The sequence below is a fragment of the Caulobacter sp. GW822-FHT01G02 genome (assembly GCF_058802865.1).
In genome coordinates this window covers 480,315-502,698 of the sequence record NZ_JBXAON010000002.1, presented here as the reverse complement: position 1 = coordinate 502,698, position 22,384 = coordinate 480,315, and the positions used below count along the sequence as shown (strand labels likewise).

Here is a 22,384-nt window from a genome sequence, read left to right as displayed (position 1 = left end):
CTCACTCTTCCACGTTCGAGATCTTCATGACCCTGCTCCGTCGCGCCGCGACCCTCGCTGTTCCGCTAGCCATCGCCGGCTTGGCCCTCGCCGGCTGCGAACGCCCCGCGCCCAAGCCTAGCAAGGCGTTCGGAGAAAAGGTCCGCGCCTATCTGCTGGAGCACCCCGAGGTGCTGATGGAGGCCAGCCAGAAGCTGCAGGAAAAGCAGGCCTCGCAGCAGGCCGCCTCGGCCCAGAAGGCCATCGGCCAATACCGACAGGCCATCGAGCGCGACCCGCGCGACATCGTGATCAATCCGAATGGCTCGATCACCGTCACCGAGTTCTTCGACTATCGCTGCGGCTATTGCCGCCACGCCGCGCCCGAGATCGTCGACCTCGTTCAGAAGAACCCGGATGTCCGCCTGGTGCTGAAGGACTTCGTGATCTTCGGCCACGACAGCGAGGCCGCCGCCCGTCTGGCGTTGGGCGCCAAGGACCAGGGCAAGAGCCTGGAGCTCTACAAGGCGCTGATGGCCGAGAACGCCCTGGACGCCGCCGCCGCCCTGCGGATCGCGGCCGGCCTGGGCATCGACATGACCAGGGCCAAGGCCGCCGGCGAGAGCGAGGCCGTCACCCAGCACCTGGCCGACACCGACACCCTGGCCAAGACCCTGCAACTGTCGGGCACCCCAGCCTTCATCGTCGGCGACACCCTGGTTCCGGGCGCGGACATCAACGCGCTGAAGCTGGCGATTGATCAGACCCGCGCGGCCAAGGCGAAGGCGGGCTGAGGAGCCGCCCTCGTCCTTCGACAAGCTCAGGATGAGGGCGACTTCACCCGCGTATCATTTGAAAACCTCATCCTGAGCTTGTCGAAGGACGAGGTTTTCAGCGTCCGAGGTCAGATCAGCCCGCCCAGCGGCGAGCTCGGATCGGCGTACAGGCGCTTCTGCATCCGCCCGGCCAGATACGCCTCCCGCCCGGCGATGACCGCGTGCTTCATGGCCCTGGCCATGCGGATCGGGTCCTTGGCCTCGGCGATGGCGGTGTTCATCAGGATGGCGTCGCAGCCCAGCTCCATGCCGATCGCCGCGTCCGAGGCCGTGCCGACGCCGGCGTCGACCAGCACCGGGACCTTGGCGTTCTCGACGATGATCCGCAGGTTGACGCGATTCTGGATGCCCAGACCCGAGCCGATCGGCGCGCCCAGCGGCATGATCGCCACCGCGCCGGCCTCTTCCAGCTTGCGGGCATAGACCGGATCGTCCGAGCAATAGACCATCACCTGGAACCCCTCGGCGACCAGCAACTTCAGCGAGCGCAGGGTCTCTTCCATGTCCGGAAACAGGGTCTTGGGGTCGCTGAGGACCTCCAGCTTGACCAGGTCCCAGCCGCCGGCCTCGCGGGCCAGGCGCAGGGTGCGCACGGCGTCCTCGCCGGTGAAGCAGCCCGCCGTGTTGGGCAGATAGGTGAATTCGCTGGGCTTGACATAGTCGACCAGCAGCGGCTGGGTCGGGTCGGTCAGGTTCACGCGGCGCACGGCCACGGTGACGATCTCGGCCCCGGCCGCGCGGGCGGCGGCGGCGTTGGTCGCATAGTCCTTGTACTTGCCCGTGCCGACGATCAGGCGCGAGCGGAAGGTGCGGCCGGCGACGGTCCAGGTTTCATCGGCGTCCGGAGACGTGACGGAGTCGGGGGAAACGTGCGCGTTCATGGGGGTGGTTTACGCCCGGGAAGCCGGCGTTTCAAATGCGGAGGATCAACCGCCGCCGATAAACGTCACGATCTCGATGCGGTCGCCATCCGCCAATTCCGTGTCGGCGTAGGTCGAGCGCGGGGCGATCTCGAGGTTGCGCTCGACCGCCACCTTGCGGGCGTCCAGACCCAGGGCGCCCACCAGATCGGCGATCGTGACGACGTCGGCCACGTCCCGCTCTTCCCCGTTCAGTAAAAGCCTCATCTCACCTCCGAAGCGAGCCGTGCTTGTGACCCGGCGGAACCGGCTATACAAGACCCTCGGAATCGACGGCGGAGCCGCATGGTAAAACCGATCCACGTGCTGAGCGGGCCCAACCTCAACCTGTTGGGGACCCGGGAGCCCGAGATTTACGGCAAGGACACCCTCGAGGATGTCCGTACGCGCTGTGAGGCGCGGGCGGCTTCACGTGGCTTTTCGGTGGTCTTCCGCCAGTCCAATCATGAGGGTGTGCTGATCGACTGGGTGCAGGAGGCGCGTGAGTCGGCCTCGGCGCTGATCATCAATCCGGCCGGCTACGGCCACACCTCGATCGCGCTTCTGGATGCGCTCAAGACCTTGAGCATCCCGGTGATCGAGTGCCACCTGTCCAACCCGGCGGCGAGGGAGGAATTCCGCCGCCACACTTTCGTTTCGCTGGCCGCCACCGGGATCGTCTCGGGCTTCGGCGCGGCGAGTTATGAACTGGCGATCGAGGCCGCCTTCGGCCTGATCCGCGCTTAACAACGATAACGCCCGGCGTTTTCCGCCGCCGAGACGCTCAAGAGAACAAGGTAAGCTTCCATGTCGAACCCCAAGGCCCCCGCCGATCCGGTCGAAGCTCCCGCGATCGACGCCCGTCTGGTCCGCAAGCTGGCGGACATCCTGAAGGACACGGGCCTGTCCGAGATCGAAGTCGAGCACGCCGGCCTGAAGATCCGCGTGGCGCGCGAACTGACCGCGGCTCCGGTCAACTACGTCCAGGCCGCCGCGCCGGCCTATGCCCCGGCTCCGGTCGCCGCCCCGGCCGCCGCGCCCGCGCCCGCCGCTGAAGCCGCTCCGGCCGCCGCCCGCGGCGACGCCGTGAAGTCGCCAATGGTCGGCACCGCCTATCTCTCGCCTCAGCCGGGCGCCGACGCCTTCATCAAGGTGGGCGACACCGTCTCGGCGGGTCAGACCCTGCTGATCGTTGAAGCCATGAAGACCATGAACCCGATCGCGGCCCCGAAGGCCGGCAAGGTCGTCGAGATCCTGGTCGCCGACGCCCAGCCCGTCGAGTTCGGCGAGCCTCTCGTCGTCATCGAGTAACGCTCATGTTCGACAAGATTCTCATCGCGAACCGGGGCGAAATCGCGCTCCGGGTTCACCGCGCCTGCAAGGAAATGGGCATCGCCACCGTGGCGGTTCACTCCGAGGCGGACCGCAATTCCATGTGGGTGCGCCTGGCGGACGAGAGCGTCTGCATCGGCCCCGCGCCGGCCGCCAAAAGCTACCTGAACATCCCGTCGATCATCGCGGCGGCCGAGATCACCGGCGCCCAGGGCATCCACCCGGGCTACGGCTTCCTGTCGGAGAACGCCCGCTTCGCCGAGATCGTCAACGCGCACGGCTTCACCTTCATCGGTCCGAAGCCCGAGCACATCCGGATGATGGGCGACAAGATCACCGCCAAGCAGGCCGTGAAGGACGCCGGCATCCCGGTCGTCCCCGGCTCGGACGGCGGCGTCTCGACCGAGGAAGAGGCCTTCGAGGCCGCCGAGAAGATCGGCTTCCCGGTGCTGATCAAGGCCGCCGCCGGCGGCGGCGGGCGGGGAATGAAGGTCGCCCAGACGCGTGAGGATCTCGCCGAAGCCGTCTCGACGGCTCGCGCGGAGGCCCGCGCCGCGTTCGGCGACGACACGGTCTATATGGAGCGCTATCTCCAGAAGCCGCGCCACATCGAACTGCAGATCATCGCCGACAGCCACGGCAACGTGGTCCACCTGGGCGAACGCGACTGCTCGCTGCAGCGCCGCCACCAGAAGGTCCTGGAAGAAGCGCCCTCGCCGGCCCTGTCGGCCGAAGGTCGCGCCAAGATCGGCAAGGTCGTCGTCGACGCCGTCAAGGCCATCGGCTACCTGGGCGTCGGGACCATCGAGTTCCTGTGGGAAAACGACGAGTTCTTCTTCATCGAGATGAACACCCGCCTGCAGGTCGAGCACCCGGTCACCGAAGCCATCACCGGCATCGACCTGGTGCGGGAACAGATCCGCATCGCCGCCGGCCTGCCGCTGTCGTTCACCCAGGAAGACGTCGTCTTCGAGGGCCACGCCATCGAGTGCCGGATCAACGCCGAGAACGCGCGGACCTTCACGCCCTCGCCCGGTACGATCACCGACTTCCACGCCCCCGGCGGCCTGGGTGTTCGCCTGGATTCGGCGATCTACACCGGCTATGCGATCCCGCCCTACTACGACAGCCTGATCGGCAAGCTGATCGTGCATGGCCGCGACCGCGCCGAGTGCATCGCCCGCCTGAAGCGTTGCCTGGGTGAGATGGTCGTCGGCGGCATCGAGACCACGATCCCGCTGTTCCAGGACCTCCTGGTGCAGCCCGACATCCTGGCCGGCGACTACGACATCCACTGGCTGGAGCGCTGGATCAAAGCTCAAGAGAGCTGATCTGGAGCCGGCGATGGACGACGCCTTCACGGTCGACGATCTGATCGCCTGCTACGCGCGCGGCGTCTTCCCCATGGCGGACGCCCGCGAGGACGAAAGCGTTTTCCTGATCGATCCCGAGCGGCGGGGCGTCCTGCCGCTCGGGGGCTTTCACATCCCCAAGCGCCTGGCGCGCACCGTCCGTAACGGGCCCTACGAGGTTCGCATCGACACCGCCTTCGACGCGGTCATCGAGGCTTGCGCGGCCTCCAGGCCTGGCCGGGTCGAGACCTGGATCAACCACCCCATCCAACGCCTCTATGGCCAGCTCTACGCGCGCGGCCTGGCTCATAGCGTCGAGACCTGGCTGGGCGATGAGTTGGTTGGCGGCCTCTACGGCGTGTCGCTGGGCGGGGCGTTCTTCGGCGAGAGCATGTTCTCGACCGCGCGCGACGCCAGCAAGGTGGCGCTGGTCCACCTGGTGGCGCGGTTGCTGGCCGGCGGCTACCAGCTCTTGGACACCCAGTTCCTGACCGAGCACCTGACGCAGTTCGGGACGATCGAGATCAGCCGCGCGGACTATCGCCGACGACTGGCCAAGGCCCTGACGGTCCAGGGAGACTTCTACGGCTTGGCGGGCGGCGCGACCGGGGCGGCCTGCTTGCAGGCGATCAGCCAGGCGTCATAGACCGGGTGCTGCAGCGGGTTCAGACCCGGCGAGCTGGCGTACATCCACCCCTTGTAGACCTGGCGTCCGGGCGGCGCGGCGCGGCCGGCCTGGGCCTTGGGCTGGGTGTCGACCACGAGATAGGCGGCTGTCTCCGGCGCGACCTCGTCGGCCGCCGCCGTTTCGCAGGCGCGGACGGTGAAGACCAGGGTCTTGTAGCGGATCGGCTGGCCGACCGGGACCTCGAACCGCATGGTCTCGGTGGTGACCTTGTCCAGAGCCTGCAGGATGGCGATCGTGTAGCGCTGGCGCTTGGCCGGCTCGGGCGGCTTGGCCGGGGTCGTCGCGGCCGGCTTGGGCGCCGTCGCGGCGGCGGGCGGCGGAGAGGCCGGCGGATTGGGATTGGCGATCGCGGGCGAGACCGTGGTCGGCTGGGCCGGCCGCAATTCGCCCGGCGTCGGCGCGGGAGTCACGGGACGCGGCGTCGGCGCCGCGGGGGCCTGAACGGCCGCCGGAGGGGTCTGGGCCTGCGGGGCGCCGTTCTGCCGCGCCATGGCGGCGCCCGTTACGGTCAGACCCGACAGGACCACGCCAAGGGCAGTGACTTTGGCGACCAGGGACGCCCGGCGGGCCATCGAGACTATTCCGGCTTCCAGGCTTCGTAGTCGCTGGTGGCCGCCGCGCGTTCGCCGCCACGGGCCAGCGAGCCCTTCGGACGCCAGGCGTGCACGGTGCCGGTCAGGTTCGGGATGTGATCCTTCTCCCAGTCACGACGGTTCAGCGGGGTCTGGGTCGGGACCTCGTCGAACGTGTAGTGCAGCCAGCCGCTCCAGTCCGACGGGACCTTGGAGGCTTCGGCATAGCCGCTGTAGATCACCCAGCGGCGCTTGCGGGCGTCATAGCTGTCGCTGTTGTCGCGGGCTTCGAAGTAGCGGTTGCCATAGTCGTCCTTGCCCACGAACACGCCGCGGCGGCCGATGTGGAAGCGCTGACCAATGGTCGCGCCGTTCCACCACGTGAAGATCGCTTTCAGCACTACGTTCGCACCCGAATTTATAAGGCTTTGCAGGCCGCGACACGCACGGCGAAGCGGCCGGACTATAGGGTTTCGCGGCCTCAGCGTCCAGCGTCGCTCCACGGGAGAAGACTTCAACATCTTGTGGATTAGAGCCCTCACACCCGCAACATCTATTGAGGCTCGGCGATCGAGGTTCTAGCTTGGGGTGCGACCTTACGCGCGTCCCGCCGGCGCGGAATCACGCGTTAAGGATTTGACAAGATATCGCGATCGCCAGACGAACCCGGAACTCGCCCATGCGCATGCCCGCCAAAGCCGCCGGAGTTGCTCCCGTCATGGAGTGGCGCGACCTCGAACGCAGCGACAGCATCGTGGTCGTCTCGGCCCCGACCGCCTGGAGCGACGCCCGCGTCGAGGCCTGGCTGGACTGGGCCGGCGAGATCGAACCCAAGGCCGCGCTGGGCGGCGGTCCAGCCCGCTACGCCGAGCGCGTGGCCCAGGCGGGCCTGGCCCAGGGCCTGTTCGGCGACAAGGCCGACGCCAGCGCCTTCCGCGACGCCCTGCTGGCCACCATGCTGTCGGGGATCGCCACCCCGGCCGGCGGCCAGGCGGGCCTGGACCTGCTGCCCGAGATCGCCGAGTTCGAATTCCAGACCATCGTCAAGGACAGCCTGGGTCGCCGCCGCGGCCGCGCCCTCGCCGCCCGGGCCGCCGCGCGGCTGGACGCCGCCCTGGCCCAGGTGGCCGACGCTGTCCGCCGCTGCTCGGGCGACCCGCGCGCCTGCGCCGACGTCCGCAAGAACCCGGCCCTGGCCCGCGCCGCCCGCAAGGCCCGCGAACTGGGCGCCGACGACCGCACCCTTCTCGACGCCATCGCCACGGCCGATGCGCCGCGGGCGGCGCTGCCCGAGCTGTCGGTCGAGCGCGAGCCGGCCATGGTCGCTTCGGCCTCGCGCCAGGGCGTGGCGGCCGGCGATGAAGCCGCCGCCTTCGCCGCCCAGGTCGGCTGGGAGACGAACGCCCTTACCCTGGCCCTGTCGCCAACGGACGCCGAGATCCTGGCGCGCGGCGTGGGTGTCGGCGCGGCCATCGACGCCAGCGCCTTTCTCGACGCCGACGGCTTCGACGTCGAGCGATTCACCTATGTCTGCCACCTGTGGGGCACGGCCCTTGAGCTGGAGCGCGGCGAGCGCCCCGCCCGTCTGAGCCTGGCCGGCGTCGGCGACTGCCTGCTCAGCCAAGGTTGGGCCCAGACCGGCGTCGAGGGCCGTGACGGCGCGGCCGCCCTGTGGGCGCTGGCCGTCGGCGCGGCCCTGTCGGCCAGCGCCGAGGCCGCCGCCGCGATGGGACCGGACACCGCCTTCGCCCAGGACAAGCAGAGCGTGCTCAAGACCCTGGCCGAGCGCCGGGTCCGCGCCGCCGCCCTGCGCTCGGCCCTGGCCACCGAGGCCGCCGCCGCCCTGGCGACCGCCCATGCCCTGGCCCGCAAGCATGGCCTGCGTTCGGCCGCCCTGGTCGGTCCTTTCGAAGATCCGGAAGCGACCCTGCGCCTCGGCGGCGCGCCGGTCGGCCCGGCGGGCGCCATGTCGCCGGTTTCGGTCGCCCAGACCGCCGACGGCTTCCTGCTGCCGACCTTCAGCGCCGCCGCCTTCGAGGCCCTGTCGAGCGAAGGCGTCGACCTGGACGCCGCGCGCCGTCACGCCCTGGGCCACGGCTCGCTGGCCGAGAGCCCGGCGATCGACCACGCCATGCTGCAGGCGCGCGGGTTCACCGCCCACGAGATCGAGAAGGCCGAGCACGCCCTGCGCGAGAACCACGGCCTGCGCGCCGCCTTCGCCCCGGCCGTGATCGGCGCGGGCTTTCTGCGCGACGTGCTGGGGGTCTCGGCCGAGGACGTGGCCCGCCGCGACTTCGACACCTTGGCTTTCGCCGACTTTTCGGTCTCCGAGATCGCCGCCGCCGAGCGCCATGCCCTGGGCGCGGGCGCCTTGGGCGACTGCGAAGCGCTGAACCCGGAACTGCGCGAGGCTTTCAAATCGGTCGAGGCTCCGGCCTTCGCTGATCGCCTCGCCATGCTGGCCGCCGTCGAAGCCTTCGCCTGCCTGCCGACGCCGGTGGCGATCCCCGTGGCCTTCGACAGCCGTCCCGCCGACGCCGTCCGCGCCCAGGCCGCCGCGGCTCGCTCGGGGATCCGGGCGTTCCGCCTGCAACGCGCCGCCGCGCCGGCCGACTTCAAGCTGGACCTGCCTGACGAGCCCGCCGCCGAGGCGCCGCGCGCCACGGCGTCCCTTCGAGACCAGATGGCCCGCGAACCCACGGTCACCGAGCGCGTGGTCGAGAAGATCGTCGAGCGCGACCGCTCGCGCCGCCGCCTGCCCGATCGCCGCAAGGGCTACATCCAGAAGGCGGCCGTCGGGGGCCACAAGGTCTATCTGCATACCGGCGAGTACGAGGACGGCGAGCTGGGCGAGCTGTTCATCGACATGCACAAGGAAGGCGCGGCGTTCCGCAGCCTGATGAACAACTTCGCCATCGCCGTGTCGCTGGGCCTGCAGCACGGCGTGCCCCTGCACGAGTTCGTCGACGCCTTCGTCTACACGAAGTTCGAGCCGGCGGGCCCGGTGACCGGCAACGACTCGATCAAGTCGGCGACCTCGATCCTGGACTACGTCTTTCGCGAGCTGGGCGTTTCATATCTCGGCCGCGACGATCTGGCCAATGGCGACCCGGGTGAGTTCAACGCCGACGGCCTGGGCGCGGGCAAGGGCCGCCCGGGCGACGATATCGACGATGCCGAACCCACTCCAGTGCCTGCCAGCCTGTTCATTTCCAAGGGTTTTTCGCGCGGCGCCGCGCACGACAACCTGGTCTTCGCCTCGTTCGGCCGCCGCCGCTTGGAGGGCCAGAATCGTCCGGGCGCCGAGGGCGAGATGTGCCCAGCCTGCGGCGACCTCTCGCTGACCAGGCGCGGCGGCATGACGGTCTGCGACACCTGCGGAACGCAATCTGACCACCCGGGGCCCGTCGCCTCGTCCTGAGCGCGTTCGGCTGGCGTTAAGCTTGCTGCGGCAGGGTGAAAACGCCCTTTTCGCGTAGGACCTGCGCCAGAATGAAACCGATCGCTCTTCTTTCGGCCCTCGCCGTGCTGGTCTTCGCCAGTTCGGCCGGGGCGCAGAACGCCGCCCAGATCTCGGCTGTCCGCAATGGCGCCAACTGCCCGCGCTGCAACCTGTTCCAGGCCGATCTGTCGAACCTGACGCTGAAGAACAAGAACCTGGCGGGCGCGCGCCTGCGTCAGGCCGACTTCTCGACGGCGATCATGAACCGCACCCGCTTCACCGGCGGCGACCTGCGCGACGTCAACGCCTATGGCGCGGTCATGACCGGCGCCAACTTCGCCCGCGCGGACCTGACCAACGCCAGCTTCGTCGGCGCCTATCTGCAGGGCGCGAATTTCTCCGGGGCCAGACTATCGGGCGCCAACTTCTCGGGCGCCGAAATGGACCGCGCGATCGGTCTCACCCAGGCTCAGCTGGACCAGGCCTGCGGCGACGGTTCGACCTATCTGCCGGGCAATCTGCGCATCCCGCTCTGCCGTTAAATCCCCGTCATTACCGCAATTTAAGTGGCTTCCACGCGGCCGCCGGTTCAAACCGTAACTCACACAGTCGCGTATGACTGAACGGAGAACTTGATGTCCCGCCTGGGCGCCTCCATCGCCGCCTTGACCCTGAGCCTGCTGGCCATGTCCGGCCAGGCTCAGGCCTCGATCGAAGACAAGGACGTCGCCAAGCTGACCTCCTTCGGCGGGATGTGCGCCAACTGCGATCTGGCCGGTCGCAAGCTGATGAACGCCAAGTTCGCCGGGGCCAAGTTCGTCAAGGCCATCCTGATCGGCTCGGACCTGCGCGGCGCGATGTTCTACGGCTCGGACTTCGGCTGGGCCGATCTGAGCCGCGCCGATCTGCGCGGCGCCGAGATGCGCGGCGCCAACTTCACCGGCGCCAACTTCACCGACGCCCGCATGTCCGGCATCGAGAGCAGCGGCGCCAACTTCACCCAGGCCACCCTGGTCCGCGTCGACCTGTCGTCGGCCGAACTGCACGCCGCCAACATGGTGGGCGCCAACCTGCAGAAGGCGCGCTTTTCCAATGCCGAGCTGATCGCCGCCAACCTGTCGGGCGCCAACGCCCGCGACGCCGACTTCTCGAACGCCGACATCAACCACGCCAATTTCCAGGGCGCGCGTTTCGACGGCGCCCGGTTCCGCAACGCCGACATGACCGGCTCGAACCTGCGCGGCGCCATCTTCAACGGCGCGGACTTCCGCAACGCCGACCTGACCATGGTCAATCTCAGCGGCGCCGATCTGTCGAGCGCCCGGGGCCTGGAACAGGACCAGTTGGACGAGGCCTGCGGCGACAATTCCACCCGCCTGCCCTCGGGCCTGAGCGTCCGGCCGTGCAACGGGATCAAGGGCGGACGTTTCATGCTGCTGCGCGAGGTGCCCAAGGCGCCGCCGGCCCCGCCCGCGCCCCCTGCCCCGCCGTCGCCCAAGAAGTGGTGATCTGGCTTTAAGCCAACCAATCATGAAAAAGCCCTCCGATCGCGAGATCGGAGGGCTTCTTTGTTCCGGACTCTCGTCCCGCGCCTAGACCTTGATGGGGGGCGCGGTGCGGATGTGCAGCTCCTTGAGCTGCTTATCGAGCACGTTGGCCGGGGCGTTCATCAGCAGGTCCTGGCCCTGCTGGTTCAGCGGGAAGGCGATGACCTCGCGGATGGCCACCTGATCAGCCAGCAGCATGACGATGCGGTCGATGCCGGGGGCCAGACCGCCGTGCGGCGGGGCGCCATAGCGGAAGGCGTTCAGCATGCCGCCGAACTGGTCCTCGACCACTTCGGGGCCGTAGCCGGCGGTGGCGAAGGCCTTGAGCATGATCTCGGGCTTGTGGTTCCGGATCGCGCCCGAGCACAGCTCGTAGCCGTTGCAGACGATGTCGTACTGGTAGGCGCGGATGGTCAGCGGGTCCTGGGTTTCCAGAGCCTCCAGACCGCCTTGCGGCATCGAGAACGGGTTGTGCGAGAAGTCGACCTTTTTCTCTTCCTCGTTCCACTCGAACATCGGGAAGTCGACGATCCAGCAGAACTTGAACTGGTTCTCGTCGACTAGCTTCAGCTCCGTGCCGACCCGCGTGCGGGCCAGGCCCGCGAACTTGGTGAACACCGACGGATCGCCGGCCACGAAGAAGGCGGCGTCGCCCGCGCCAAGGCCCAGCGATTCCATCAGGGCTTGCGTCGGCTCGCCCAGGTTTTTGGCGATCGGGCCGCCCCAGCCGCCCTGGTCTTCCGACCAGAAGACGTAGCCCAGGCCCGGCTGACCTTCGCCCTGAGCCCAGCTGTTCATGCGGTCACAGAAGGCGCGGCTGCCGCCCGTCGGGGCCGGGATCGCCCAGATCTGGTTCTTGGCGTCCGCGCCCAGGATCTTGGCGAACAGGCCAAAGCCGCCGTCACGGAAGTGCTCCGAGACGTTCTGCATCTTGATCGGGTTGCGCAGGTCCGGCTTGTCGCTGCCGTACCAGGCCATCGACTGGGCGTAGGTCAGGCGCTCGAAACCCTTGTGCTCGAACGATTGGCCGAAGTCGTTGGTGAAGGTGTGCGCGCCGTCGATCGGCGAGACCGGCTTGCCGTTCGAGAACTCCTCGAACACCCCGTGCATGACCGGCTCGATGGCCGCGAACACGTCTTCCTGCGTCACGAAGCTCATTTCGACGTCGAGCTGGTAGAACTCCAGCGAACGGTCGGCGCGCAGGTCTTCGTCGCGGAAGCACGGGGCGATCTGGAAGTAGCGGTCGAAGCCGGAGACCATCAGCAGCTGCTTGAACTGCTGGGGCGCCTGCGGCAGGGCGTAGAACTTCTCCGGGTGCAGACGCGAGGGCACCAGGAAGTCGCGCGCGCCTTCCGGCGAGCTGGCCGTCAGGATCGGCGTCTGGAACTCGTTGAAGCCCTGCGCGAACATGCGGTTGCGGATCGACTGGATCACGCGCGAGCGCAGGACGATGTTCTTGTGCAGGGTCTCGCGACGCAGGTCGAGATAGCGGTGCTTGAGGCGGATCTCTTCCGGATAGTCCGGCTCGCCGAAGACCGGCAGCGGCAGCTCGGCGGCTTCGCTCAGCACCTCGACGGCCGAGACACGGATCTCGATCTCGCCGGTCGGCAGGTTCGGGTTCACCACGCTGGCGTCACGAGCGACGACCTCGCCGTCGACGCGGATCACGCTTTCGGCGCGCAGACGCTCGACGATCGCGAAGCCCGGGGTCTCGGGGTGCAGGACCAGCTGGGTCAGGCCGTGATGGTCGCGCAGGTCGATAAAGACCAGGCCGCCATGGTCGCGCTTGCGGTGGATCCAGCCCGACAGGCGCACCGAGGAACCGGTGTCGGAGGCGCGCAGGGCGCCGCAGTTGTGGGTGCGATAGGCGTGCATGGAGGTCATGAAAGTCTTGAATACGCGGTGATTTGCAAGGCGCGGTAAGGCGCACGTGGGCGCCATGATGTCAAGGATTCTGGGACGGACCATGCGCTTGCACGGCCCGTCCGCGGAAGCTTTTTAGCCCTAGGCGGCCTCGACGATGGCCAGGAAGTCCTTGGCCTTCAGCGAGGCGCCGCCAACCAGGGCCCCGCCCACGTCCGGCGCGGCCAGGATCTCCCGGGCGTTCTCGGGCTTCACCGAGCCGCCGTAGAGGATCTGGACGGCGCCCCCCTGCTCGCCGAACAGAGCGATCAGCTCGGCGCGGATCGCCGCGTGCATCTCGATGATGTTGTCGACCGAGGCCACGTGGCCCGTGCCGATGGCCCACAACGGCTCGTAGGCGACGTTGAAGGCCTTGCCGGCCAGGCCGGGCGTCAGGGAGTTGCGCAGCTGGCCGACGACAAAGGCCACCGCCTCCCCCGCTTCCCGTTGCGCCAGGCTCTCGCCGACGCAGACGATGGGCTCCAGCCCCGTCGCGATAGCCGCTTCGGCCTTGGCGGCCACCTGCTGGCAGGTCTCGCCATGGTCGGTGCGCCGCTCGGAATGGCCGACAATCACCAGGGTTCCGCCGGCGTCGGCGATCATCTCGGCCGAGATGTCGCCGGTGTGCGCCCCACTGGCCTTGCCGTGGCAATCCTGACCGCCAGTCAGGAGATGAGAACCCTCGACGGCCTCGGCGAGGCGGTGCAGCAGGGTGGCGGGCGGGAAGATGGCGACGCGGGCCCCGGCGGGCTGGCGCTCCAGGCCGGCCGCGATGGCGCGCGCCTCGTCGAGCGCGGCCGAAAGGCCATTCATCTTCCAGTTTCCGGCGATCAGCGGCCGGGGAGTCGTGTTCGATAAGGTCATAAAGGCCTTCTTGAGGTCACGCTCCCTTGGGAAGTCAAGCCCACGCCGCTTGCCCACGCGCACGCGGCTCTACTATACCCGCTGCTCTCGACCGCCGTGCTCATTCGCGCGGCGATCCGCCTGGAAGGTTTTCGAACGCATGCTCGCCGGTTTCCGCTCCTTCGCCAAATCGCCGTTCGCGGTGCTGCTGTTTGGCTTGCTGATCGTCAGCTTCGCCATTTTCGGCATCAGCGACGTCTTCAAGGGCCCCAAGGGCTCGGGCGTGATCAGCGCGGGCTCGCGCACCCTGTCCGCCCAGGACTTCAAGCTGCGCTTCGACAACTACCGCAAGGGCATGGAGCAGCGCAGCGGCCAAGCCCTGACGCCTGACCAGGCTGTCGAGCAAGGCATCGACCGGCAGATCGTCCAGGAACTGGCCCTGCAGGAATCGATCGCCGCGGCCATCCAGGGCATGGGCGTGAAGCCGTCCGACAAGCTGGTCGGCGACATCGTGCACCAGCAGATGAGCCAGCTGCCGCCCAGCCAGCGTCCGTTCAACCCGATCACCGGCAAGTTCGACCCGCAGATGTATGCCGGCCTCCTGGCCCAGAACAACCTGACGCCGGCGAACTACGAAGCTTCGCTGCGCGACGAGATCGCCAACGCCCACTTCTTCTCGGCCGTCGCCGGCGGCCTGAAGGCCCCGCGCATCTACGCCGCCCTGCAAGGCGCCTACGTTCTGGAAGAGCGCGACGTCGCCGCTTTCGCCGTGAACCCGGCCTCGGTCACGCGTCCTGCTCCGCCGACCGACGCCCAGCTGACCGCCTTCATGAAGGAAAACGCCGAGCGCCTGACGCGTCCGGAAACCCGCGTGCTGTCGATCATGCGCGTCAGCGCCAAGGCCCTGGAGCCGACCGTCGCCATCGACCCGGCCGCCGTGCAGAAGGCCTACGACTTCCGCAAGGACAGCCTGGCCAAGCCCGAGACCCGCACGATCATCCAGATCGTCGCCCCGGACGCCAAGGCCGCCGCCACGATTTCGCAGCGCCTGACCAAGGGCGAGGATCCGGTCGCCGTCGCCAAGACGTTCGGCAAGACCCCGCTCGTCCTGACCGACAAGCCCAAGACCGCCGTTCCGGACCGCAAGGTCGCCGACGCCGCCTTCAGCCTGGCCGCCGGCCAGGTCAGCGGCCCGATCACGGGCGAACTCGGTGTCTCGGTCATCAAGATCGTCAAGGTCACGCCGGGCTCGACCGCCTCGCTGGAGAGCGTGCGTCCGCAGATCGAGGCCGAGGTCCGCGCCCAGACCGCGCAGACCAAGGCCTACGAGCAGACCCAGACCTATCAGGACGCGCATGACGGCGGCGCCGATCTGGTCGCCGCGGCCAGCAAGGCCGGCGCCCTGGTGCTGACGACCGCGCCGGTCACCGCGCAAGGCGCGGACGAGACCGGCCAGCCGGTCGCCGGCCTGACGCCAGACATCGTCAAGACCGCCTTCGGCCTGTCGCAAGGCGGGGAAAGCGATCTGATCGAGGCCGGCAAGGGCGAATACTACGCCGTGAAGGTGGAAAAGGTGATCCCGGCCGCCATGCCGCCGCTGGCCGAGATCAAGCCGCAGTTGACCGCCGTGTGGATGGGTCAGGAAATGAGCAAGCGCCTGAAGGCCAAGGCCGACGAACTGGTCGCTCGCGTCAAGAAGGGCGAGTCGATCGAGGCTGTCGCCGCTTCGGTGCAGTCCAAGGTCCAGCAGGTCCCGGGCCTGTCGCGCCAGAACGCCCAGCAGCACATGGGCCTGGGCCGCGAGTTCCTGGGCGCCGCCTTCCAGGCCAAGAAGAACGAGGCCTTCGCCACCCGCGCCGGTCCGCAGGGCGAGGCCTATGTCGTCGCCAAGCTGGAAGCCATCCGCTCGGCCCCGACCGCCGCCATCGCCCAGATCACCGCCATGGCCGGCGCCCAGGCGGGCGAGGGCCTGATGCGCGACCTCGGCGAAGCCGCGCGCAACGCCGCCAAGGTTCAGCTGAAGACCAAGAGCAACCTGACCCTGGCGCGCCAGGCCATCGGCGTCGACACCGAAGCCCTGGCCAAGGCCGAAGCCGCCAAGTCTGGAAAGAAAGCCGAGTAATGAGTCTGGAGCCCGCGTTCGACGCCTTTTCGGAAATCTACGATTCCGGACGGCAGCAGGTCGTCTGGACCCGCCTGATCGATGATCTCGAGACGCCGGTCTCGGCCTATCTGAAGATCGCCCAGGCGCGTCCCTACAGCTTTCTGTTCGAAAGCGTCGAAGGCGGGGCCTGGCGCGGTCGCTACTCGATCGTGACCATGAACCCGGACCTGGTGTGGCGCTGCCGCGGCGACCAGGCCGAGATCGCCGAGGGCGACGACATCGCCGCCGGCCGCTACACGCCCCAGCCGGGCGGCGCGCTGGACAGCCTGCGCGACCTGGTGGCCCAGGCGCGGATGGAGCTGCCCAAGGGCCTGCCGCCCATGGCCGCCGGCGTGTTCGGGGCCCTGGGCTACGATCTGGTGCGCCTGGTCGAACGTCTGCCCGATATCAACGAAGACACGCTGGGCCTACCGGACGGGATCATGACCCGGCCGTCGATCGTCGCCGTCTTCGACGCCATCGCCCAGGAGATCATCCTGACCACGGCCGTGCGCCCGCGAGCCGGCGTCTCCGCCCAGGACGCCTATGCCGCCGCCCGCTCGCGGATCGAGACGGTGATGGCCGACCTGCGTCGTCCGCTGGCCCACGACGCGCCCCGCGCGCCGCGCGGTCCGATGGACTTCACGACGCCGGTCAGCCGCGCCGACTATGCCGACGTGGTCGCCAAGGCCAAGGACTACATCGCCGCCGGCGACATCTTCCAGGTCGTGGCCAGCCACCGCTTCCGCGCGCCCTTCGACCTGCCGCCGTTCGCCCTGTACCGTTCGCTGCGCCGGACCAATCCGTCGCCGTTCCTGTTCTTCCTGAACCTGGACGGCTTCAACCTGGTCGGCTCCAGCCCCGAGATCCTGGTTCGTCTGCGCGACAACAAGATCACCATCCGGCCGATCGCCGGCACCCGTCCGCGCGGCGCCACGCCCGAGGAAGACGCGGCGCTGGAAGCCGAACTGCTGGCCGATCCCAAGGAACGCGCCGAGCACCTGATGCTACTGGATCTCGGCCGCAACGACGTGGGCCGCGTGGCCATGCTCAACCACCAGGGCCGCAATACCCCGGCTGAGCGCCCCAAGGGCCCGAACGTCCGCGTGACCGAGAGCTTCAAGATCGAGCGATACAGCCACGTCATGCACATCGTCTCGAACGTCGAGGGCACGGCGCCCGATGGCGTCGATCCAGTCGACGTACTGATGGCCGCCCTGCCCGCCGGCACGCTCTCGGGCGCTCCGAAGGTTCGGGCCATGGAGATCATCGACGAGCTGGAAGTCGAAAAGCGCGGCATCGGCTATGCCGGCGCCGTGGGCTATTTCGGCGCCGATGGCTCGGTCGACACCTGCATCGTGCTGCGCACGGCGCTGGTCAAGGACGGTATGATGTATGTCCAGGCCGGCGGCGGCATCGTCGCCGACAGCGACCCGGACGCCGAGTATGACGAGACCCTGCACAAGTCCCGCGCCCTCAAGCGCGCGGCCGAGGAAGCCTGGCGATTCAGCTGAGCCTTAGGGCTGACTTCTTCCCTTTGGACTAGGGACCGCCGAGCCGGTCGTCCGGGAGATGCTGAGTGACCGCCGGCGGCGCCAGCACCATCACCGTGGCGAAGGCCAGCGCGCAGATCGCGGCGAAAGCCGCGGCGGCCAGAACCGGCCCCATCTTCTGGACACGGTTCTTCCGCCGCAACAACGCGCGAACATAGGCGACGGCGACAGGGTCCAGGGCGGAATCACGCGGGTCCATCGCCATATGATGCTTGAAGACCGCAACCGCTGTAACCGTAACTGAAAGCCGCGCGCGAAATTGCCGCTACACTTCGGCTCCGCCCGAGCCACAGCCATTTTGGATGGCATCCAAAATGGCTGCGCCTTCAAGAAACCTGGAGCGCGTTAGTGCGGCGAAACCGCTTACACTTTCGCCTAACGCGCTCTAGAACCGACCTCCGAAAGGCGGCGTCATGATCCTCGTCATCGATAACTACGACAGCTTCACCTACAACCTCGTCCACTATCTGAACGAGCTGGGCGCCGAGACGGTCGTCTACCGCAACGATGCGTTGACGGTGCAGGAGGCCCTGGGCCTGAAGCCCGACGCGGTGCTGCTGTCGCCCGGCCCCAAGGCTCCGGACCAGGCCGGCATCTGCCTGCCGCTGCTGCGCGCCGCGCCGGCCGACCTGCCGATCCTGGGCGTCTGCCTCGGCCACCAGGCCATTGGCCAGGCCTATGGCGGCGAGGTGATCCGCGCCAAGCAGGTGATGCACGGCAAGGTCAGCAAGGTGCGCCACAACGACAAGGGCATCTTCAAGGGACTGCCCAACCCCTTCACCGCCACCCGGTATCACAGCCTGGCCGTTCGCAAAGAGGACTTGCCGCCCGAGCTGGAGGTCACCGCCTGGACCGACGATGGCGAGATCATGGGCGTCCAGCACAAGACCCGTCCCGTGTTCGGCGTGCAGTTCCACCCGGAATCGATCGCCACCGAGGGCGGCCATCAGATGCTGGCCAATTTCATGGACCTGGCGGGCGTCAAGCGCGACGCGGCGGTCTGGGTCTAGGACGGTCAACATGTCCGATGCATTCAAGCCGCTGTTGGCCAAGCTGGCCGACGGCCAGACCCTGGGCGAAGAGGACGCCGAGGTGTTCTTCGCCGCCTGCCTGCGCGGCGAGCCGACGCCGGCCCAGGTCGCCGCCGCCGTCACCGCCATGCGCCTGCGCGGCGAGACCGTGGGCGAGATCGCCGCCAGCGCCCGCGCCATGCGCCGCGCGGCCGTCCAGCTGGAGCATCCCTACGACGTCATCGATGTCTGCGGCACCGGCGGCGACGGCCTGCACACCCTGAACATCTCCACCGCCGTCGGCTTCGTGGCCGCGGGCGGCGGCCTCAAGGTCGCCAAGCACGGCAACCGCGCCATCACCTCCAAGTCCGGCACGGCCGACGTCCTGACCGCCCTGGGCGTCAATATCGACGCCACGCGCGAGCAGCAGCGGCGGGCCCTGGACGAGGCCGGCATCTGCTTCCTGTTCGCCCAGGCCCATCACGGGGCGATGAAGCATGTCTCGCCGATCCGCCAGCAGCTGGGCTTCCGCACGATCTTCAACCTGCTGGGCCCGCTGACCAATCCGGCCGGCGCCAAGCGGCAGGTGGTCGGCGTCTCGGCGCCGCGCTTCGTCGAGCCGATCGCCAAGGCCCTGGGCGCCCTGGGCGCCGAGCGCGCCTGGTCGGTGCATGGCGCGGGCATGGACGAGTTGACCACCACGGGCGAGACCGAGGTCGCCGAATGGCGCGACGGCCGTATCCATCTCTTCAAGATCACGCCCGAGGCCGTCGGCCTGCCGCGCGCCTCGCTGTCGGACATCACCGGCGGTGATCCCGCGTTCAACGCCGCCGCCCTCACCCGCCTGCTCGACGGCGAGAAGGGGCCCTATCGCGATATCGTGCTGCTGAACGCCGCCGCCGCCTTCCTGGTCGCCGACAAGGTCGAGACCCTGGTCGAGGGCATCGCACTGGCCGCCAACGTCATCGACGAAGGCCGCGCCAAGGCGGCCCTCGCCGGCCTGGTGGCCGCAACGAACACGGAAGCCGCCGCATGACCGACATCCTCGCCAAGATCGCCGCCTACAAGCGCGACGAGGTCACCGACCGCAAGCGCCGTCGCACCCAGGCCGCCCTGGACTCCGCCGCCCGGAACGCCTCGTCGCCACGCGGCTTCAAGCGGGCGCTCGCTCAGGGCCACGCGCCCGGCAAGCTGTCGCTGATCGCCGAGATCAAGAAGGCCTCGCCCTCCAAGGGCCTGATCCGCGCGGACTTCGATCCGCCGGCCCTGGCCCGCAACTATGAGGCCGGCGGCGCGGCCTGCCTGTCGGTGCTGACCGACGGACCCAGCTTCCAGGGCGCCGACGCCTATCTGATCGATGCTCGCGCGGCGACCGCCCTGCCCTGCATCCGCAAGGATTTCCTGGTGGACCCCTGGCAGGTGTCCGAGAGCCGCGCCCTCGGCGCCGACGCCATCCTGGTCATCCTGGCGATGATCGACGACGTGCTGGCCGCCGAGCTGATGGCCGAGGCCAGGCGTCTGGGCATGGACGCCCTGGTGGAGGTCCATGACGAGGCCGAGATGGCCCGCGCCGGCGCCCTGGGCTCGGACCTGGTGGGGATCAACAACCGCGACCTGAAAAGCTTCGTCGTCGACCTGGCCGTCACCGAGCGGCTGTCGGCGCAGGCGCCGAGCGACGCCCTGCTGGTCACCGAGAGCGGCATCTTCACCCACGAAGACGTGGTGCGGATGGAGGCCACCGGCGCCAAGGCCATGCTGGTCGGCGAAAGCCTGATGCGTCAGGCCGACGTCACGGCCGCCACGCGCGCTCTGCGCGGCTAAAGGATCGGGTACGCGCCATCTGGCGTTTTCGGCCTCGTCCGCTCACAGTCGCCTCAACAAGAAAGCCGCCGCGCCGCGACGCCGGCGACGCCACGCGAGGAAGCGCGAATGCATTGGGTCGCCCGCGTGGTGAATTGGTCCCTCGTCGCCTTTTTCAAGCGCGAGGGCTGGACGATCGAAGGCTCGGCGCCGACGACGACCCGCAAGTTCGTGATCATCGCCGCCCCGCACACCAGCAACTGGGACTTCGTCTATTTCCTGGGCGCGGCTGACGCCCTGAACTTGAAGCTGAGCTTCATGGGCAAGGCCTCGCTGTTCCGCTGGCCGTTCGAGACGCTGATGAAGGACCTTGGCGGCGTGCCGATCGACCGCTCCCAGTCACGCGATACGGTCCAGGCCATGGTCGACGAGTTCGCCCGCCGCGACGAATTCATGCTGACGATCGCGCCCGAGGGCACACGCGGCAAGGCGGGCGGCTGGAAAACGGGCTTCTACAACATCGCCCTGAAGGCTGGCGTGCCGATGGTGCCCGGCTTCATGGACTACAAGCGCAAGGTGGTGGGCCTGGGTCCGGCGATGATCCCCAGCGGCGACTATGAGAAGGACATGGCGACGCTGGCGGCGTTCTATGCGCCCGTCACGCCCAAGCACCCGGAACTGAAGACCATTCCCTAGGGTGGATCAACGGCCGGGTTGGCTGAAGCCTGGTCGCTCGCTAGGGTCCGCGCCGCTCTTTCGTTGAAAGGAATCGGATGCGGGCCCTTCTCTCCAAGCTGCGGCGCGCCCTCTCGCCAACGCCAACACCGCCGCCGTCCGACGCCGTGGCCGCCCCTCAGGAGCTATGGCACCTCGTCGGCGCGGCCGACGCCGACTTCATCCGCGTGGGCCAGCAGTTCAAGGAACTGTTCGTCGCCGCCGGCCTGCAGCCGCATCACGCCATCCTCGATGTCGGCTGCGGCATCGGCCGCGCCGCCGCCCCGCTGGTCGACTATCTGGATGAGTCGGGCCGCTATGCCGGCTTCGACGTGATGGCCGAGGCCATCGACTGGTGCAAAGCCAATATCGCCGTCGGCGACCCGCGCTTCGAATTCACCCATGCCGACATGCACAGCGACCGGTACAATCCGGGCGGCTCGCAACCGGCCAGCGCCTTCATCTTCCCCTATCCGGACGCCAGCTTCGACTATGTCTGGCTGGGCTCGGTGTTCACCCATCTGCTGGCCGCCGACCAGGCCCAGTTCGCCCGCGAGATCGCCCGGGTGCTGAAGCCGGGCGGGACCAGCATCGTCTCCTGGTACCTGATCGACGACGAGGCCCGCGCCAATACCGGCGCCGGCAAGATCGCCTTCGACTTCGTCCACGCCCTGGACGGTTGCTGGACCGCGACGCCGGACCTGCCGGAGGCGGTGATCGGCTATGACCTGGAGCCGATCCTGGCGCAGTACGAGGCGCTCAACCTCGACGTCCTGAACCAGGCCCTCGGCGTCTGGCGCCGTCAGCCGATGCAGGACCAGGACATCATCATCGCCCGCAAGCGCCTCTGAAAGCTTTCGTTAAGCTTTTGATTCTGGTCGCCTTTTCCGCGACCTCATGCTCTAGCCTTTGAATTTCCTGGACTTTTGGCCAGCGGCAACGCTCGACTTGACTTTGAGGCGGAACGCCTAGAGAACATTCGCGAGGTTTGCGGTTTGTTCCGCGTTCCAGCCGAGGTCGACATGCTCACCCGCAAGCAGCACGAACTGCTGATGTTCATCCACGAGCGGATCAAGGAGACCGGCGTCTCCCCGTCCTTCGACGAGATGAAGGAGGCCCTGGACCTGGCGTCCAAGTCGGGCATCCACCGGCTCATCACGGCCCTGGAAGAACGTGGCTTCATTCGCCGTCTCGCTCACCGGGCCCGCGCGCTGGAAGTGGTGAAGCTGCCGCAGCAGGCCACGACGGCCGCCCCGCCCAAGGGGCGAGGCGCCTTCCGGCCGCAGGTGTTCGAAGGCGGCGGCGCGCCGTCATCGGCCTCCGTATCCGCCGCGCCGGCCAATGACAGCCGCGAACTGCCGATCCTGGGCAAGATCGCCGCCGGCACGCCGATCGACGCCATCCAGCACGAGCGCGAACGTCTGCCGGTGCCCGAATCCATGTTGGGCAATGGCGAGCACTATGTTCTCGAGGTGCAAGGCGACTCGATGATCGAGGCCGGCATCCTCGACGGCGACTACGTGATCATCAAGAAAGGCGACACCGCCACCTCGGGCGAGATCGTCGTCGCCCTGGTCGGCGAGGAAGCCACCCTCAAGCGCCTGCGCAAGAAGGGCGGCTCGATCGCCCTGGAGGCCGCCAACCCCAAATACGAGACCCGCATCTTCGGTCCCGACCAGGTCGAGGTGCAGGGCAAGCTGGTGGGGCTGATCCGCCGGTATCACTAGGCGCTTCCGAGCGCTTGAAATTCGACCCCGATCTTCATCCGAGGA

23 protein-coding genes and 1 pseudogene are annotated in these 22,384 nt (G+C 68.3%); 16 read left to right on the top strand and 8 right to left on the bottom strand.

What is annotated here, in order from left to right:
• Nucleotides 1-26 precede the first annotated feature (26 nt).
• On the top strand, nucleotides 27-773 hold the full coding sequence (locus tag AC1RNC_RS07850; RefSeq protein WP_492885098.1) for a DsbA family protein: 747 nt from the start codon (nucleotides 27-29) through the stop codon (nucleotides 771-773).
• Here AC1RNC_RS07850 and AC1RNC_RS07845 read toward each other — a convergent pair.
• From AC1RNC_RS07845 to thiS, 3 genes and pseudogenes are all read right to left on the bottom strand, one after another.
• A pseudogene (locus AC1RNC_RS07845) lies at nucleotides 724-887 on the bottom strand (hypothetical protein); the annotation flags it as partial. The gene AC1RNC_RS07850 and the pseudogene AC1RNC_RS07845 sit on opposite strands and share 50 nt — an antisense overlap.
• Complete coding sequence (locus tag AC1RNC_RS07840; RefSeq protein WP_492885096.1) at nucleotides 884-1,696, bottom strand: thiazole synthase; 813 nt, start codon at nucleotides 1,694-1,696, stop codon at nucleotides 884-886. The pseudogene AC1RNC_RS07845 and the gene AC1RNC_RS07840, both read right to left, overlap by 4 nt.
• A 45-nt stretch (nucleotides 1,697-1,741) precedes the next feature.
• Nucleotides 1,742-1,942 (bottom strand): sulfur carrier protein ThiS, encoded by a 201-nt coding sequence (gene thiS / locus AC1RNC_RS07835; RefSeq protein ID WP_492885095.1) that lies wholly within the window; start codon nucleotides 1,940-1,942, stop codon nucleotides 1,742-1,744.
• Between the two features lie 78 nt (nucleotides 1,943-2,020).
• Here thiS and aroQ point away from each other — a divergent pair, with 78 nt between their 5' ends.
• The 4 genes from aroQ to aat are packed head-to-tail and all read left to right on the top strand — an operon-like array spanning nucleotide 2,021 to nucleotide 5,044.
• Nucleotides 2,021-2,461: a type II 3-dehydroquinate dehydratase gene (aroQ, locus tag AC1RNC_RS07830; RefSeq protein ID WP_492885094.1), complete on the top strand. Its 441-nt coding sequence runs from the start codon at nucleotides 2,021-2,023 to the stop codon at nucleotides 2,459-2,461.
• A gap of 60 nt (nucleotides 2,462-2,521) precedes the next feature.
• A complete protein-coding gene (gene accB, locus AC1RNC_RS07825; protein WP_492838521.1) occupies nucleotides 2,522-3,025 on the top strand; it encodes an acetyl-CoA carboxylase biotin carboxyl carrier protein in 504 nt (167 codons plus the stop codon).
• Nucleotides 3,026-3,030: 5 nt separating this feature from the next.
• Nucleotides 3,031-4,377, top strand: a complete 1,347-nt coding sequence (gene accC / locus AC1RNC_RS07820) for an acetyl-CoA carboxylase biotin carboxylase subunit (RefSeq protein ID WP_492838522.1) — start codon at nucleotides 3,031-3,033, stop codon at nucleotides 4,375-4,377.
• 13 nt (nucleotides 4,378-4,390) lie between these two features.
• Nucleotides 4,391-5,044 carry a leucyl/phenylalanyl-tRNA--protein transferase gene (gene aat, locus AC1RNC_RS07815; protein WP_492885092.1) on the top strand — a complete coding sequence of 218 codons (654 nt, stop codon included), beginning with the start codon at nucleotides 4,391-4,393 and terminating at the stop codon, nucleotides 5,042-5,044.
• On the opposite strand, the gene AC1RNC_RS07810 is transcribed toward aat, so the two are convergent.
• Nucleotides 4,981-5,658 carry a DUF2155 domain-containing protein gene (locus AC1RNC_RS07810; RefSeq protein ID WP_492885091.1) on the bottom strand — a complete coding sequence of 226 codons (678 nt, stop codon included), beginning with the start codon at nucleotides 5,656-5,658 and terminating at the stop codon, nucleotides 4,981-4,983. The genes aat and AC1RNC_RS07810 overlap by 64 nt on opposite strands.
• Before the next feature lie 5 nt (nucleotides 5,659-5,663).
• On the bottom strand, nucleotides 5,664-6,059 hold the full coding sequence (locus AC1RNC_RS07805; protein ID WP_492885090.1) for an NADH:ubiquinone oxidoreductase subunit NDUFA12: 396 nt from the start codon (nucleotides 6,057-6,059) through the stop codon (nucleotides 5,664-5,666).
• A gap of 278 nt (nucleotides 6,060-6,337) precedes the next feature.
• Between AC1RNC_RS07805 and AC1RNC_RS07800 the strand changes: the two genes are divergently transcribed.
• From AC1RNC_RS07800 to AC1RNC_RS07790, 3 genes are all read left to right on the top strand, one after another.
• Entirely contained in the window at nucleotides 6,338-9,079 is a 2,742-nt protein-coding gene (locus AC1RNC_RS07800) for a TSCPD domain-containing protein (protein WP_492885089.1), read from the top strand.
• A gap of 71 nt (nucleotides 9,080-9,150) precedes the next feature.
• Nucleotides 9,151-9,642 carry a pentapeptide repeat-containing protein gene (locus AC1RNC_RS07795; RefSeq protein WP_492885087.1) on the top strand — a complete coding sequence of 164 codons (492 nt, stop codon included), beginning with the start codon at nucleotides 9,151-9,153 and terminating at the stop codon, nucleotides 9,640-9,642.
• A gap of 93 nt (nucleotides 9,643-9,735) precedes the next feature.
• Complete coding sequence (locus AC1RNC_RS07790) at nucleotides 9,736-10,608, top strand: pentapeptide repeat-containing protein (protein WP_492885086.1); 873 nt, start codon at nucleotides 9,736-9,738, stop codon at nucleotides 10,606-10,608.
• An 84-nt stretch (nucleotides 10,609-10,692) separates the two neighbouring features.
• Here AC1RNC_RS07790 and aspS read toward each other — a convergent pair whose 3' ends face one another.
• A complete protein-coding gene (gene aspS, locus AC1RNC_RS07785; protein WP_492885084.1) occupies nucleotides 10,693-12,531 on the bottom strand; it encodes an aspartate--tRNA ligase in 1,839 nt (612 codons plus the stop codon).
• 120 nt (nucleotides 12,532-12,651) lie between these two features.
• Entirely contained in the window at nucleotides 12,652-13,413 is a 762-nt protein-coding gene (gene tpiA / locus AC1RNC_RS07780) for a triose-phosphate isomerase (protein WP_492885082.1), read from the bottom strand.
• Nucleotides 13,414-13,552: 139 nt separating this feature from the next.
• Between tpiA and AC1RNC_RS07775 the strand changes: the two genes are divergently transcribed.
• Nucleotides 13,553-15,514: a peptidyl-prolyl cis-trans isomerase gene (locus AC1RNC_RS07775; protein ID WP_492838531.1), complete on the top strand. Its 1,962-nt coding sequence runs from the start codon at nucleotides 13,553-13,555 to the stop codon at nucleotides 15,512-15,514.
• Nucleotides 15,514-17,049: an anthranilate synthase component I gene (gene trpE / locus AC1RNC_RS07770; RefSeq protein WP_492838532.1), complete on the top strand. Its 1,536-nt coding sequence runs from the start codon at nucleotides 15,514-15,516 to the stop codon at nucleotides 17,047-17,049. Before AC1RNC_RS07775 ends, trpE begins: the two co-directional genes overlap by 1 nt.
• A gap of 28 nt (nucleotides 17,050-17,077) precedes the next feature.
• On the opposite strand, the gene AC1RNC_RS07765 is transcribed toward trpE, so the two are convergent.
• Nucleotides 17,078-17,287, bottom strand: coding sequence for a hypothetical protein (locus AC1RNC_RS07765; protein WP_492885510.1), 210 nt, complete (start codon nucleotides 17,285-17,287; stop codon nucleotides 17,078-17,080).
• A 214-nt stretch (nucleotides 17,288-17,501) separates the two neighbouring features.
• Between AC1RNC_RS07765 and AC1RNC_RS07760 the strand changes: the two genes are divergently transcribed.
• The 6 genes from AC1RNC_RS07760 to lexA all read left to right on the top strand — a co-directional run bounded on the left by AC1RNC_RS07760 (nucleotide 17,502) and on the right by lexA (nucleotide 22,339).
• Nucleotides 17,502-18,098: an anthranilate synthase component II gene (locus tag AC1RNC_RS07760; RefSeq protein WP_492885080.1), complete on the top strand. Its 597-nt coding sequence runs from the start codon at nucleotides 17,502-17,504 to the stop codon at nucleotides 18,096-18,098.
• 10 nt (nucleotides 18,099-18,108) lie between these two features.
• A complete protein-coding gene (trpD, locus tag AC1RNC_RS07755; protein ID WP_492838534.1) occupies nucleotides 18,109-19,134 on the top strand; it encodes an anthranilate phosphoribosyltransferase in 1,026 nt (341 codons plus the stop codon).
• On the top strand, nucleotides 19,131-19,919 hold the full coding sequence (gene trpC / locus AC1RNC_RS07750) for an indole-3-glycerol phosphate synthase TrpC (protein ID WP_492885078.1): 789 nt from the start codon (nucleotides 19,131-19,133) through the stop codon (nucleotides 19,917-19,919). Before trpD ends, trpC begins: the two co-directional genes overlap by 4 nt.
• 108 nt (nucleotides 19,920-20,027) lie before the next feature.
• On the top strand, nucleotides 20,028-20,594 hold the full coding sequence (locus AC1RNC_RS07745; protein ID WP_492885076.1) for a lysophospholipid acyltransferase family protein: 567 nt from the start codon (nucleotides 20,028-20,030) through the stop codon (nucleotides 20,592-20,594).
• A 77-nt stretch (nucleotides 20,595-20,671) separates the two neighbouring features.
• Nucleotides 20,672-21,463, top strand: coding sequence for a class I SAM-dependent methyltransferase (locus AC1RNC_RS07740; RefSeq protein ID WP_492885074.1), 792 nt, complete (start codon nucleotides 20,672-20,674; stop codon nucleotides 21,461-21,463).
• A gap of 171 nt (nucleotides 21,464-21,634) precedes the next feature.
• Nucleotides 21,635-22,339 (top strand): transcriptional repressor LexA, encoded by a 705-nt coding sequence (lexA, locus tag AC1RNC_RS07735; RefSeq protein ID WP_492838538.1) that lies wholly within the window; start codon nucleotides 21,635-21,637, stop codon nucleotides 22,337-22,339.
• Nucleotides 22,340-22,384: the final 45 nt, after the last annotated feature.